Origin of the sequence: Novisyntrophococcus fermenticellae, from assembly GCF_018866245.1 — a bacterium.
GTDB classification, from domain to species: Bacteria; Bacillota; Clostridia; order Lachnospirales; family Lachnospiraceae; genus Novisyntrophococcus; species Novisyntrophococcus fermenticellae.
This window is the reverse complement of the sequence record NZ_CP076458.1, coordinates 641,388-656,140: the sequence shown is the minus strand read 5'-3', so window position 1 is coordinate 656,140 and position 14,753 is coordinate 641,388. Positions and strand designations below refer to the sequence as shown.

Sequence of the window (14,753 nt, the reverse complement as noted above, 5' to 3'; positions counted from 1 at the left end):
AAAAAACACCTTGGATTTTTCCAAGATGCTTTATAATGTATATTATTTCGACGTTATGTTCTATAATTGATAACACAAATAACAGCCCGAGGTTTTAACGCCGGACTATCGAAAGTTAATTATAGGTTAGTTTATGCTTTTTATCTAAAAACATACCTTCAAAACCGCATACAGATTATCACATCTTTTCCACCTTTTGTAAACACCGGACCTCACTTAATGATTGCTTTGCCGCTTCTTCAGTTCCGGCTCGACGTCTGTCTCGCCTGTCTGAATCATGGTGCATTTGGAAGTTCCATCTCACGTTGTTCAATGGAACGACCTGCGCACCAGGATTCATGCTGCGTCTGCGACTTGCATTCATCAAGTGCTTAGGTCAAGCCCTCGACCGATTAGTAACAGTCAGCTCCATACATTGCTGTACTTCCACCTCTGCCCTATCTACCTCGTCGTCTTCAAGGGGTCTTACTTCTTTCGAATGGGATATCTCATCTTGAGGGGGGCTTCACGCTTAGATGCCTTCAGCGTTTATCCCTTCCCGGCTTGGCTACTCTGCCATGAGCCTGGCGGCTCAACAGATACACCAGCGGCCGGTCCATCCCGGTCCTCTCGTACTAAGGACAGCTCCTCTCAGATATCCTGCGCCCACGCCGGATAGGGACCGAACTGTCTCACGACGTTCTGAACCCAGCTCGCGTACCGCTTTAATGGGCGAACAGCCCAACCCTTGGGACCTACTACAGCCCCAGGATGCGATGAGCCGACATCGAGGTGCCAAACCACTCCGTCGATGTGAACTCTTGGGAGTGATAAGCCTGTTATCCCCAGGGTAGCTTTTATCCGTTGAGCGATGGCAATCCCACTTTATACCACCGGATCACTAAGTCCTACTTTCGTACCTGCTCCACCCGTCGGTGTCGCAGTCAAGCTCCCTTCTGCCTTTGCGCTCTTCGAATGGTTTCCGACCATTCTGAGGGAACCTTTGAGCGCCTCCGATACTCTTTCGGAGGCGACCGCCCCAGTCAAACTCCCCGTCTGGCATTGTCCCATGACCGGTTCACGGCCTCTGGTTAGAAACCCAGCACTGCAGGGGTGGTATCCCAACATTGGCTCCAAAAGGACTGGCGTCCTTCTTTCTTTGCCTCCCACCTATCCTGTACATGCAATACCGGATCCCAGTACCAAACTGGAGTAAAGCTCCATGGGGTCTTTCCGTCCTGGCGCAGGTAACCAGCATCTTCACTGGTACTTCAATTTCACCGGATGCATTGTTGAGACAGCGCTCAAATCATTACGCCTTTCGTGCGGGTCGGAACTTACCCGACAAGGAATTTCGCTACCTTAGGACCGTTATAGTTACGGCCGCCGTTTACTGGGGCTTAAATTCAAAGCTTCGCCTTGCGGCTTACCTCTCCTCTTAACCTTCCAGCACCGGGCAGGCGTCAGCCCATATACTTCACCTTTCGGTTTCGCATAGACCTGTGTTTTTGCTAAACAGTTGCTTGAGCCTATTCTCTGCGGCCTGTATCTCTACAGGCACCCCTTCTCCCGAAGTTACGGGGTCATTTTGCCGAGTTCCTTAACAATGCTTCTTCCGCCGGCCTTAGGATTCTCTCCTCATCCACCTGTGTCGGTTTACGGTACGGGTACAATAAGAACAATAGCGGCTTTTCTTGATACATGGCTCACACGCTTCCCTACTTTGATTCGGTCTGCTTCACGTCTTCAGATCGTCCTGCGGATTTGCCTACAGGACTCCTACCCCGCTTGCACGCGGCTTTCCATTCCGCGCCCGTGCTTTCCACATATGTCCCCACAGTTCTGTCTTACTGCAGTGCAGGAATCTCCACCTGCTGTCCATCGGCTACGACTCTCGTCCTCGCCTTAGGCCCCGACTTACCCAGAGCAGATCAGCTTTACTCTGGAAACCTTGGATATTCGGCCGAGAGGATTCTCACCTCTCTCTCGCTACTCATTCCGGCATTCTCTCTTCCTGACGCTCCACAGCCCCTTCCGGTACTGCTTCTTTGCATCAGCAATGCTCCTCTACCAATGACTCTACAGTCATTCCTGAGCTTCGGTGTCGTGTTTCAGCCCCGGACATTTTCGGCGCAGGACCTCTCGACCAGTGAGCTATTACGCACTCTTTGAATGTGTGGCTGCTTCTGAGCCAACATCCTGGTTGTCTTTGAAATCCCACATCCTTTTCCACTTAACACGCACTTTGGGACCTTAGCTGCAGGTCTGGGCTCTTTCCCTTTTGACCATCCAACTTATCTCGTATGGTCTGACTCCCGTTCATCGGTTCCACGGCATTCGGAGTTTGATATCCCTTGGTAAGCTTTGACGCCCCCTTAGGAATTCAGTGCTCTACCTCCGTGTATCTAAAACGAGGCTAGCCCTAAAGCTATTTCGAGGAGAACCAGCTATCTCCGGGTTCGATTGGAATTTCTCCCCTACCCACACCTCATCGCCACCCTTTTCAACGGATGTGCGTTCGGTCCTCCATTGCCTTTTACGGCAGCTTCAACCTGGACATGGGTAGATCACCCGGTTTCGGGTCTGCGTATACTGACTATTTCGCCCTCTTAAGACTTGGTTTCCCTTCGGCTCCACATCTGAAATGCTTAACCTTGCCAGCATCCGCAACTCGCCGGACCGTTCTACAAAAAGTACGCGGTCGTGCACTTGAGGCACTTCCACAGTTTGTAAACACAGGGTTTCAGGTTCTCTTTCACTCCCCTCCCGGGGTCCTTTTCACCTTTCCTTCACAGTACTATGCGCTATCGGTCACTGAGGAGTATTTAGCCTTGGGGGGTGGTCCCCCCGACTTCCCACAAGGTTTCTCGTGTCTCGTGGTACTCTGGATCCTGCCGGCCTTTCCTTCCTTTCGCCTACGGGTCTTTCACCCTCTTTGGATGGCTTTCCCAAAACCATTCGGCTAGCTCAGAAAGTACCTTTTCGCAGTCCTTAACCCCATGGTGCACGCACCATGGTTTGGGCTCTTTCCCGTTCGCTCGCCGCTACTTGGAAAATCGAGTTTTCTTTCTTCTCCTCGGGGTACTTAGATGTTTCAGTTCCCCCGGTTCCCTTCCATACGTTATGGATTCGCGTATGGATGCATGAGGTCTGCTCATGCGGGTTTCCCCATTCGGATATCTCCGGATCAAAGGCTGTTTGCGCCTCCCCGGAGCTTTTCGCAGCTTACCGCGTCCTTCATCGGCTCTCAGTGCCAAGGCATCCACCCTGTGCTCTTACTGCTTGACCTTTTTAAAGTCCACCGCTCCGCTAGCGTGCGGATTGGTTCTTTGTGTTTACTGATTCATTTATAAGCATCGATCGTTTGATCGTTCTTGCTTGGTTTGTAACATCAGCTACTTGCGTATCTGATGCCTCGGATGTCTTTTCTCTATCTTACGTTATTAACGCTTGGATATTGATTATATCTGTATGCGGTTTTCAAGGTACGTATCTGACTGATCATTTATCAGTCATCAGGAAACACAACCTATGTTGTATCTTCTGATCACTGGTAAAACCAGGGGTGTGTTCGTTCAACGAAACTCGCTATGCTCGTTAAGGTTCACGAACTACTTCGCACTAAATTCGTCCTAGCGGACTCATTAAGTTGCTTTCAAGGGGTATGTTCATTCAACTAAACTCGCTATGCTCGTTAAGGTTCATGAACTACTTCGCACTAAATTCGTCCTAGCGGACTCATTAAGTTGCTTTCAAGGGGTATGTTCATTCAACTAAACTCGCTATGCTCGTTAAGGTTCATGAACTACTTCGCACTAAATTCGTCCTAGCGGACTCATTAAGTTGCTTTCAGTAAGCTGGCAGCCACCTGCTCTCCCACACCGTCTCCAGTGCAGTACCATCGGCCGCTTTGGTCTTAACCATCGTGTTCGGGATGGGTACGGGTGTCTCCCCAAAACGCATCGCCACCAGCAGTAGTTATTCAGTTTTGATACTTACAAGCCTATGGGCTTTTTTTACTTCTTTCCCATTACTTGATAACTAAACAGCAAAACACATCTTCTACTTATTCTTCCTTAGAAAGGAGGTGATCCAGCCGCACCTTCCGATACGGCTACCTTGTTACGACTTCACCCCAGTTACCGGCTCCACCTTCGACTGCTCCCTCCTTACGGTTGGGTCACAGGCTTCGGGCATTTCCGACTCCCATGGTGTGACGGGCGGTGTGTACAAGACCCGGGAACGTATTCACCGCGGCATTCTGATCCGCGATTACTAGCGATTCCAGCTTCATGTAGTCGAGTTGCAGACTACAATCCGAACTGAGACGTTATTTTTGGGGTTTGCTTGGGGTCACCCCGTTGCTTCCCTTTGTTTACGCCATTGTAGCACGTGTGTAGCCCAAATCATAAGGGGCATGATGATTTGACGTCATCCCCACCTTCCTCCAGGTTATCCCTGGCAGTCTCCACAGAGTGCCCAGCTCTACCTGCTGGCTACTGAGGATAAGGGTTGCGCTCGTTGCGGGACTTAACCCAACATCTCACGACACGAGCTGACGACAACCATGCACCACCTGTCTCCCCTGTCCCGAAAGACTGTACCCGTTACGGTACATGCAGGAGGATGTCAAGACTTGGTAAGGTTCTTCGCGTTGCTTCGAATTAAACCACATGCTCCACCGCTTGTGCGGGTCCCCGTCAATTCCTTTGAGTTTCATTCTTGCGAACGTACTCCCCAGGTGGAATGCTTAATGCGTTTGCGGCGGCACCGGGAAGCTTTGCTTCCCGACACCTAGCATTCATCGTTTACGGCGTGGACTACCAGGGTATCTAATCCTGTTTGCTACCCACGCTTTCGAGCCTCAACGTCAGTTACCGTCCAGTAAGCCGCCTTCGCCACTGGTGTTCCTCCTAATATCTACGCATTTCACCGCTACACTAGGAATTCCGCTTACCCCTCCGGTACTCGAGCTGCACAGTTTCCAAAGCAGTCCCGGGGTTGAGCCCCGGGCTTTCACTTCAGACTTGCACAGCCGTCTACGCTCCCTTTACACCCAGTAAATCCGGATAACGCTTGCCCCCTACGTATTACCGCGGCTGCTGGCACGTAGTTAGCCGGGGCTTCTTAGTCAGGTACCGTCATTTTCTTCCCTGCTGATAGAGCTTTACATACCGAAATACTTCTTCGCTCACGCGGCGTCGCTGCATCAGGCTTTCGCCCATTGTGCAATATTCCCCACTGCTGCCTCCCGTAGGAGTTTGGGCCGTGTCTCAGTCCCAATGTGGCCGGTCGCCCTCTCAGGCCGGCTATGGATCGTCGCTTTGGTAGGCCGTTACCCTGCCAACTGGCTAATCCAACGCGGGTCCATCCCATACCACCGGAGTTTTTCACACGGCATCATGCGATGCTGTGCGCTTATGCGGTATTAGCAGCCGTTTCCGGCTGTTATCCCCCGGTATGGGGCAGGTTCCCCACGCGTTACTCACCCGTCCGCCGCTAAGGTTCTTCCTTCTTTCCGAAGAAGTCCAAAAAAACCTTCGCTCGACTTGCATGTGTTAAGCACGCCGCCAGCGTTCATCCTGAGCCAGGATCAAACTCTCTGATAAAATGTGCATCATTTTCCAAAAAAAATGCTGCGAGTCTGTTCCAGTTCAAAATCAACTAACTAGCTAATTTATCCCTTTTACTGATTTAATAAGGATCTTTCGATCGTTCAAAACTAAAACTTTTAGAACTTTCGAGGATGTGTTTCACTGTTTAATTATCAAGGTTCTTCTGTGTTCCTGTCTCAGCAGCAACTTGATTATCTTATCATGCAGCATGCTGTTTGTCAAGAACTTTTTTTGACATTTTTTAAGTTGTCTTGCTGTTTCCGTTTGTCCCGTTGACAGCTTAGTTATAGTATCACATGTTATTTATATTTGTCAACACCTTTTTCGACTTTTTTCTCATCTCTCCAATTACACTACAACTATACATAAAGAATAGAGTTTGATCCGTTCAAGCTTACTTGTAAGAGGTCAGCTCTATTCTTTGCATAGTGAAATCCGTTTGTATAAAATCAGTTTGTTCTTAGCTTCTCACGTAATACCATCTGAAGTATTCCGCCATGGCGGTAATAATCCACATCGACATTGGAATCAAATCTCACAATACAGTCAAATTTCGTTGTCTTACCTTCCGCTTCAGCAGTAACCCTGACTATATCAAAGGGCTTTACTGTTTCATCAATCGCAGCGCTGAGACTCTCTTCTCCCGTCAATCCCAGACTTTCTGCGGATTCTCCGGGCATAAACTGTAGAGGAAGGATTCCCATCATTACCAGGTTTGAACGGTGGATCCGTTCGTAGCTTTCCGCAATTACCATCCTGATACCAAGTAACCTGGTTCCTTTCGCTGCCCAGTCTCTGGAAGAACCCATCCCATAGTCTTTTCCAGCTAAGACTGCAAGCCCTGTATGATCTTCTTTATATTTCATACAGGCTTCATAGATCGTCATAACCTCACGATTCGGCCAGTAAGTGGTAACGCCGCCTTCCGTGCCCGGAGCTATTTGATTTCGAATTCGTATATTGGCAAAGGTTCCCCGCATCATCACCTCATGATTGCCCCTTCTGGAACCATACGTATTAAACTCCTCCGGCGCAATCCCATGTTCCGTCAGATATTTACCGGCAGGTGTATTTCTTCCGATAGCTCCTGCCGGAGAAATATGATCCGTCGTAATTGAATCTCCAAATTTGGCCGCAATTCTTATCCCGGAAAGAGGTTTTATACCCTCCGGCACCTTCGGCATGTCCTTAAAGAAATCAGGGTTCTGTATATAGGTTGATTTTTTATCAAACTTGTACAATTCTCCTGTCTTTGTATTCGCCTGAATCTCATTCCATAAAGAATTATCCTCATAAACAGTCTTGTATTCTTTTTCAAATAATGCCGGTTTTACGCTCCTGGCAACAGTTTCAGTTATTTCTTCTGATGTCGGCCATATATCTTTTAAGTATATCTCCTGGTTATCATTTCCCACTCCGAGCGGCTCATGGAGCAAATCAATATTGACGGTTCCTGCAAGCGCATATGCTACTACCAGAATGGGAGAAGCAAGATAATTTGCCTTTACCAGAGGATGTATACGCCCTTCAAAATTACGATTTCCGGAAAGAACCGACGTCACCAGTAAATCATGCCCTGTAATAGCCTCTTCAATCTCCGGCAGCAAAGGACCTGAATTTCCGATACAGGTTGTACAGCCATAGCCAACAATATAAAAACCCAACTGCTCTAAATATGACAGCAGGCCGGAATCTTTCAGATAGCCGGTAACCACTTTGGAACCTGGTGACAATGAAGTTTTCACATGTGCCGGCACTTTCAATCCCTTTTGAACGGCATTTCTGGCAAGCAGGCCGGCTCCTGCCATGACCGCCGGATTTGAAGTATTGGTACAGGATGTAATGGCGGCTATGGCTAATGCTCCTGCCTTCATGACGCTGCTTCTTCCATCCGGAAGTTGTATACATACTTCTTTATCAAACTCCGGACGGAAAAGTCCGTGTCCCTGGTTACCTACTGGTGCTGTAACCGACTTTATGAATTCTTCTTTCATTTTCTCAAGAGGAATCAGATCCTGTGGACGCTTGGGCCCCGACAGGGATGTTTCAATTCCGGATAAATCTATCTCAATAACCTCCGTATACTCCGGTTCTTCTTTTGATTTATCAAAAAAAAGATGATTTTTCTTTAAATAGGATTCCACCAGGCGGATATGTTCCTGCGTCCGTCCTGTCAGTTCCAGATACTGCAGCGTTTTCTCATCCACAGGGAAAAATCCGCAGGTAGCTCCATATTCCGGTGCCATATTGGCAACCGTCGCTCTGTCGGCCAACGATAACGCATCAATTCCTTCCCCAAAATATTCTACAAACTTCCCAACCACACCCCTTTTCCGTAAAATCTGTGTGATATAAAGTGCAAGATCTGTGGCATTTACTCCTGTAGGGAGTGCTCCTGCCAGCCGCACACCTATTACTTCCGGTGTGGGAAAATAAGACGGCTGTCCCAGCATTCCTGCTTCTGCCTCGATTCCGCCGACACCCCAGCCCAGTACACCAAGCCCATTAATCATCGTGGTATGGGAATCCGTACCGACCAATGTATCCGGATATAGAATTTGCCCACCCTCTTCTGTCTTTTCCTGGACAACCTTTGCCAGATATTCCAGATTTACCTGATGAACGATTCCGGTTGCAGGAGGAACTACCTGAAAATTATCAAATGCTTCTTTTCCCCAATTCAGGAACTGATACCGCTCTATATTACGTTCAAACTCTCTTTTAACATTATTCTCCAATGCATTTGGAGAAAGATACTCGTCTACCTGAACGGAATGATCAATCACAAGGTCAACCGGTACCTCCGGATTGATTTTATGGATATCTCCACCTGCCTCTGACATCGCCTGTCTCATGGAAGCAAGGTCTACAATCGCTGGAACCCCAGTAAAATCCTGTAAAATGACTCTTGCCGGTTTAAAGGGAACCTCACTTTCTGAATCACTTCCTTTATTCCAGTTTGCAAGATTATAGACATGCTCTTCTGTGATGGCATAGCCATCACATTGTCTGATTACAGATTCCAGTAAGATTCTGATAGAATAGGGAAGATGATCTATATCATATCCATCTTCGTTTAAAATGCTTATATCATAGTATCCGTAGACACGGTTTTCAATTTTTAACTGCTTGAAGGCTTTTTTCTTCGTCTGCTTCATATAACACAGCCCCTTTCTCCATCTTTGCCCGTTTCCTGTTCTTTCCTGTAATCATAACATAGATTCCTTCTTCTGCCAAAGCCTTTCTCTAGCCTGATAACGCATTTTATTTTTTGCCTGATAACGCATTTTTATTTTTTGTCTTGACATTCTTCCTCTAATGTGTTATTCTACAGAAAGTGTTTTTAATAAGTTTTGATTTCGCATATTTTTGTAAGTCATTATTCTATTAATGATTGACATTTATATGCGGTTTTTTTATTTATAAAAAAATGCATACAAATTTAAAGGAGGTATCTTTCATGAATAAGGGTACAGTAAAATGGTTTAATGCTGAAAAGGGGTTTGGTTTTATTACAGGTGAAGATGGAGCAGATGTATTTGTTCACTTTTCCGGTCTTGCAATGGATGGCTATAAGACATTAGAAGAAGGTCAGTCAGTCATTTTCGAAACCACTCAGGGTAATCGTGGATTACAGGCTGTAAATGTACACGTTGCATAATCCATTAACCTTAGCTAATATCTGTTAACAGATATTAAATTTCTGTATATTTAAGAAGTCAGAGCTATGTTAATTATTGCAGTTAGTGTACTGTATTAAAAAATATGCTAATATATTGATATGGTGCATGAGGCCAGCGGAGTTTATTCTATATTCTTCGCTGGCCTAATCTATTGTATTTTTTATCTATTCTTAATCAGCATCCGTTAATTAATGGCCGAATTCCACTTCATTCTTAGTATCAGTATTGTTGAAATAAGTGCCGCTGCATAATTTGAAAATAGATTCCCCCAGAAGACTGCATAATAACTTAAATAGGCCTCAGTAACAAGTATAAAGATGTAACGCAGCAGCCATACCCTGAGAATGCTCATCACAAGCGTAATTTTTGTCTTCCCCAGTCCAATAAATGCACCCTGTTCGACCATGGCGATTCCAAAACCTATGACTGAATATGTATAGATATGAAGTGCTCTGTTCGCCACGGAAAGCACCCTTGGCTCTCTGGTAAACAGTATTGTTAAATGAGAGGAAAGAGGAACAACTATTGCAATGAGCAGCACAGCAGTTAAAGAACTGACGATGCAACCTGCCAGACAGGCTTGTTTTGCCCTTTGAATCTTGCCCGCACCAATATTCATGCTTACCATAGTTGTGACTGCCGACCCAAAAGAAGACGGCAGAATAAAACAGACAGAAGTAATATTATTGGCAATTCCCTGCCCGTTCAGGATAACCGCTCCATATTTCTCCACTTCATTGTTGATCAGGAAGAATCCCAGGTTAAGCATCAGACTGGAAAGCATGGAGGGAAAACCGATATACAACAGTTTTTTTATGATATCCTTCTCAAAATGAAAGCCTTTAAATTCCAGTCTATCCCCGGTTTTACTGATAAATAACTCATAAAACATCCATAACGTAATCAATATGTTAGAAGCCAGAGACGCCATTACTGAACCAATCAATCCCCAGGAAAATACGCCAACAAAAAGGGTATTAAACACAAGCTTCAGAGCAAGCATAATAATCATACGTACGAAGGAATCTTCTGGTTTTCCGTTTGCATTCTTAATTGCATTGTAAATTGATTCCAGGAAAGAAAATGGAATAACCAACGCATTCAGTGCAATATATATCAAAACATTATGTGCTATATCTGCATTTACATGGCCTGACAGAGCAAATGCTACCACCACCAGAACAGGTGCCAACACAAATCCAAGTATAAAGGCAAAAAGAATCAGTTGTACGGTTGTACGTCTGCTCTCTTTAAAATTTCCCATCCCATTGAACTGTCCAATAATTGCCATACCTGCCGCGCTTAAACCCTGTGCCAATGCCGTAGTCATATTTACAACGGGTGTGCAATAGGTCACAGCACTGGCGGCAGCTGTACCCACCAGGTTATTCAGGAATAATCCATCAATGACAGGTATCATGGACTGCACTGCCCCCATCATCAGAGTGGGTAATGACAGCAGAAGAATGGTAGATAACATACTCCCTTTCAATATCATCTCCCTGCGTTGTTCCATACTTTGACTTAAAAATTTAAATTTCATGACACATCTCCTGTTTTTTCTGCTACAATATTACGCCTGTATTTATTTTTTGTCAATGAAGCTGGGGAAAATTAAGGTCAAAGATCACAGTCATACGTACTTGACAATTTTCATTTAAAGAGTAAACTATAACTTATCAGAAAAAGCAATGACTCTGCAGATGATATTCTGCTTTTCTCTGATATCTGAAGACATAGATGGAGAGGGAGTATTATATGTGGGCACTATTTGCTATTTTATCTGCCCTGTTTGCTGCATTGACATCGATTCTGGCAAAAGCCGGAATTGATGGAGTGAATTCCAACCTGGCCACAGCGATTCGTACTGTCGTTGTATTAGTCATGGCCTGGGGGATGGTTTTTCTCACAAACGCGCAGCACGGGATAACAGAAATCAGAAGAGAAAGCTGGTTATTCCTAATTCTTTCAGGTCTGGCGACCGGAGTCTCCTGGTTATGTTATTATAAGGCTTTACAAATGGGTAATGTTTCAAAAGTGGTTCCCATAGATAAATTAAGCGTCGTAATTACATTGATTTTGGCTTTTGTATTCTTACATGAAAACTTCACTTCCAAGTCATTGATTGGAGCGGTTCTTATAACAGCCGGCACCTTGATAATGGTTCTGTGACGCAAATCCCTTGATTTTCTCAACAATAAAAAGTCTTGTAATTTTAATGTTTACAGGACTTCTTTTAAGCTCCCCGAGTTGGGCTCGAACCAACAACCCTTCGGTTAACAGCCGAATGCTCTGCCATTGAGCTATCGAGGATTATTTAATTATAGGTTAGTTTATGCTTTTTATCTAAAAACATACCTTCAAAACCGCATACAGATTATCACATCTTTTCCACCTTTTGTAAACACCGGACCTCACTTAATGATTGCTTTGCCGCTTCTTCAGTTCCGGCTCGACGTCTGTCTCGCCTGTCTGAATCATGGTGCATTTGGAAGTTCCATCTCACGTTGTTCAATGGAACGACCTGCGCACCAGGATTCATGCTGCGTCTGCGACTTGCATTCATCAAGTGCTTAGGTCAAGCCCTCGACCGATTAGTAACAGTCAGCTCCATACATTGCTGTACTTCCACCTCTGCCCTATCTACCTCGTCGTCTTCAAGGGGTCTTACTTCTTTCGAATGGGATATCTCATCTTGAGGGGGGCTTCACGCTTAGATGCCTTCAGCGTTTATCCCTTCCCGGCTTGGCTACTCTGCCATGAGCCTGGCGGCTCAACAGATACACCAGCGGCCGGTCCATCCCGGTCCTCTCGTACTAAGGACAGCTCCTCTCAGATATCCTGCGCCCACGCCGGATAGGGACCGAACTGTCTCACGACGTTCTGAACCCAGCTCGCGTACCGCTTTAATGGGCGAACAGCCCAACCCTTGGGACCTACTACAGCCCCAGGATGCGATGAGCCGACATCGAGGTGCCAAACCACTCCGTCGATGTGAACTCTTGGGAGTGATAAGCCTGTTATCCCCAGGGTAGCTTTTATCCGTTGAGCGATGGCAATCCCACTTTATACCACCGGATCACTAAGTCCTACTTTCGTACCTGCTCCACCCGTCGGTGTCGCAGTCAAGCTCCCTTCTGCCTTTGCGCTCTTCGAATGGTTTCCGACCATTCTGAGGGAACCTTTGAGCGCCTCCGATACTCTTTCGGAGGCGACCGCCCCAGTCAAACTCCCCGTCTGGCATTGTCCCATGACCGGTTCACGGCCTCTGGTTAGAAACCCAGCACTGCAGGGGTGGTATCCCAACATTGGCTCCAAAAGGACTGGCGTCCTTCTTTCTTTGCCTCCCACCTATCCTGTACATGCAATACCGGATCCCAGTACCAAACTGGAGTAAAGCTCCATGGGGTCTTTCCGTCCTGGCGCAGGTAACCAGCATCTTCACTGGTACTTCAATTTCACCGGATGCATTGTTGAGACAGCGCTCAAATCATTACGCCTTTCGTGCGGGTCGGAACTTACCCGACAAGGAATTTCGCTACCTTAGGACCGTTATAGTTACGGCCGCCGTTTACTGGGGCTTAAATTCAAAGCTTCGCCTTGCGGCTTACCTCTCCTCTTAACCTTCCAGCACCGGGCAGGCGTCAGCCCATATACTTCACCTTTCGGTTTCGCATAGACCTGTGTTTTTGCTAAACAGTTGCTTGAGCCTATTCTCTGCGGCCTGTATCTCTACAGGCACCCCTTCTCCCGAAGTTACGGGGTCATTTTGCCGAGTTCCTTAACAATGCTTCTTCCGCCGGCCTTAGGATTCTCTCCTCATCCACCTGTGTCGGTTTACGGTACGGGTACAATAAGAACAATAGCGGCTTTTCTTGATACATGGCTCACACGCTTCCCTACTTTGATTCGGTCTGCTTCACGTCTTCAGATCGTCCTGCGGATTTGCCTTCAGGACTCCTACCCCGCTTGCACGCGGCTTTCCATTCCGCGCCCGTGCTTTCCACATATGTCCCCACAGTTCTGTCTTACTGCAGTGCAGGAATCTCCACCTGCTGTCCATCGGCTACGACTCTCGTCCTCGCCTTAGGCCCCGACTTACCCAGAGCAGATCAGCTTTACTCTGGAAACCTTGGATATTCGGCCGAGAGGATTCTCACCTCTCTCTCGCTACTCATTCCGGCATTCTCTCTTCCTGACGCTCCACAGCCCCTTCCGGTACTGCTTCTTTGCATCAGCAATGCTCCTCTACCAATGACTCTACAGTCATTCCTGAGCTTCGGTGTCGTGTTTCAGCCCCGGACATTTTCGGCGCAGGACCTCTCGACCAGTGAGCTATTACGCACTCTTTGAATGTGTGGCTGCTTCTGAGCCAACATCCTGGTTGTCTTTGAAATCCCACATCCTTTTCCACTTAACACGCACTTTGGGACCTTAGCTGCAGGTCTGGGCTCTTTCCCTTTTGACCATCCAACTTATCTCGTATGGTCTGACTCCCGTTCATCGGTTCCACGGCATTCGGAGTTTGATATCCCTTGGTAAGCTTTGACGCCCCCTTAGGAATTCAGTGCTCTACCTCCGTGTATCTAAAACGAGGCTAGCCCTAAAGCTATTTCGAGGAGAACCAGCTATCTCCGGGTTCGATTGGAATTTCTCCCCTACCCACACCTCATCGCCACCCTTTTCAACGGATGTGCGTTCGGTCCTCCATTGCCTTTTACGGCAGCTTCAACCTGGACATGGGTAGATCACCCGGTTTCGGGTCTGCGTATACTGACTATTCCGCCCTCTTAAGACTTGGTTTCCCTTCGGCTCCACATCTGAAATGCTTAACCTTGCCAGCATCCGCAACTCGCCGGACCGTTCTACAAAAAGTACGCGGTCGTGCACTTGAGGCACTTCCACAGTTTGTAAACACAGGGTTTCAGGTTCTCTTTCACTCCCCTCCCGGGGTCCTTTTCACCTTTCCTTCACAGTACTATGCGCTATCGGTCACTGAGGAGTATTTAGCCTTGGGGGGTGGTCCCCCCGACTTCCCACAAGGTTTCTCGTGTCTCGTGGTACTCTGGATCCTGCCGGCCTTTCCTTCCTTTCGCCTACGGGTCTTTCACCCTCTTTGGATGGCTTTCCCAAAACCATTCGGCTAGCTCAGAAAGTACCTTTTCGCAGTCCTTAACCCCATGGTGCACGCACCATGGTTTGGGCTCTTTCCCGTTCGCTCGCCGCTACTTGGAAAATCGAGTTTTCTTTCTTCTCCTCGGGGTACTTAGATGTTTCAGTTCCCCCGGTTCCCTTCCATACGTTATGGATTCGCGTATGGATGCATGAGGTCTGCTCATGCGGGTTTCCCCATTCGGATATCTCCGGATCGAAGGCTGTTTGCGCCTCCCCGGAGCTTTTCGCAGCTTACCGCGTCCTTCATCGGCTCTCAGTGCCAAGGCATCCACCCTGTGCTCTTACTGCTTGACCTTTTAAA

At 47.2% G+C, this 14,753-nt stretch carries 5 protein-coding genes, 1 tRNA gene and 4 rRNA genes; 2 read left to right on the top strand and 8 right to left on the bottom strand.

The features are described from left to right. Positions 1-371 precede the first annotated feature (371 nt). The 5 genes from KNL20_RS02990 to KNL20_RS15880 all read right to left on the bottom strand — a co-directional run bounded on the left by KNL20_RS02990 (position 372) and on the right by KNL20_RS15880 (position 8,831). Positions 372-3,268 (bottom strand): 23S ribosomal RNA (locus tag KNL20_RS02990). Positions 3,269-3,834: 566 nt separating this feature from the next. After that, positions 3,835-3,952, bottom strand: a 5S ribosomal RNA gene (gene rrf / locus KNL20_RS02985). Positions 3,953-4,059: 107 nt separating this feature from the next. Continuing rightward, positions 4,060-5,588, bottom strand: a 16S ribosomal RNA gene (locus tag KNL20_RS02980). Together the 16S, 23S and 5S rRNA genes form the textbook arrangement of a ribosomal RNA operon. A gap of 455 nt (positions 5,589-6,043) precedes the next feature. Then, entirely contained in the window at positions 6,044-8,752 is a 2,709-nt protein-coding gene (acnA, locus tag KNL20_RS02975) for an aconitate hydratase AcnA (RefSeq protein ID WP_230399167.1), read from the bottom strand. Continuing rightward, a complete protein-coding gene (locus KNL20_RS15880; protein ID WP_268966529.1) occupies positions 8,709-8,831 on the bottom strand; it encodes a hypothetical protein in 123 nt (40 codons plus the stop codon). The genes acnA and KNL20_RS15880 overlap by 44 nt, the downstream gene beginning before the upstream one ends. A 223-nt stretch (positions 8,832-9,054) precedes the next feature. Between KNL20_RS15880 and KNL20_RS02970 the strand changes: the two genes are divergently transcribed. Continuing rightward, the gene (locus KNL20_RS02970; protein ID WP_230399166.1) at positions 9,055-9,255 is read left to right on the top strand and encodes a cold-shock protein; all 201 of its coding nucleotides are present in this window, start codon (positions 9,055-9,057) and stop codon (positions 9,253-9,255) included. 206 nt (positions 9,256-9,461) lie between these two features. Here KNL20_RS02970 and KNL20_RS02965 read toward each other — a convergent pair whose 3' ends face one another. Then, complete coding sequence (locus KNL20_RS02965; RefSeq protein ID WP_230399165.1) at positions 9,462-10,820, bottom strand: MATE family efflux transporter; 1,359 nt, start codon at positions 10,818-10,820, stop codon at positions 9,462-9,464. A 215-nt stretch (positions 10,821-11,035) separates the two neighbouring features. Here KNL20_RS02965 and KNL20_RS02960 point away from each other — a divergent pair, with 215 nt between their 5' ends. After that, positions 11,036-11,449 carry an EamA family transporter gene (locus KNL20_RS02960; protein ID WP_230399164.1) on the top strand — a complete coding sequence of 138 codons (414 nt, stop codon included), beginning with the start codon at positions 11,036-11,038 and terminating at the stop codon, positions 11,447-11,449. A 69-nt stretch (positions 11,450-11,518) separates the two neighbouring features. Here the strand turns inward: KNL20_RS02960 and KNL20_RS02955 are convergent. Together KNL20_RS02955 and KNL20_RS02950 are read right to left on the bottom strand one after the other, a co-directional pair. Next, positions 11,519-11,590 (bottom strand) — tRNA-Asn (locus tag KNL20_RS02955). A 260-nt stretch (positions 11,591-11,850) separates the two neighbouring features. After that, a 23S ribosomal RNA gene (locus tag KNL20_RS02950) occupies positions 11,851-14,747 on the bottom strand. Positions 14,748-14,753: the final 6 nt, after the last annotated feature.

Bases quoted from the DNA above. Each gene is read 5' to 3' on its own strand.
- acnA (WP_230399167.1), bottom strand. From the start codon at position 8,752: ATGAAGCAGACGAAGAAAAAAGCCTTCAAGCAGTTAAAAATTGAAAAC.
- KNL20_RS02970 (WP_230399166.1), top strand. From the start codon at position 9,055: ATGAATAAGGGTACAGTAAAATGGTTTAATGCTGAAAAGGGGTTTGGT.
- KNL20_RS02965 (WP_230399165.1), bottom strand. From the start codon at position 10,820: ATGAAATTTAAATTTTTAAGTCAAAGTATGGAACAACGCAGGGAGATG.
- KNL20_RS02960 (WP_230399164.1), top strand. From the start codon at position 11,036: ATGTGGGCACTATTTGCTATTTTATCTGCCCTGTTTGCTGCATTGACA.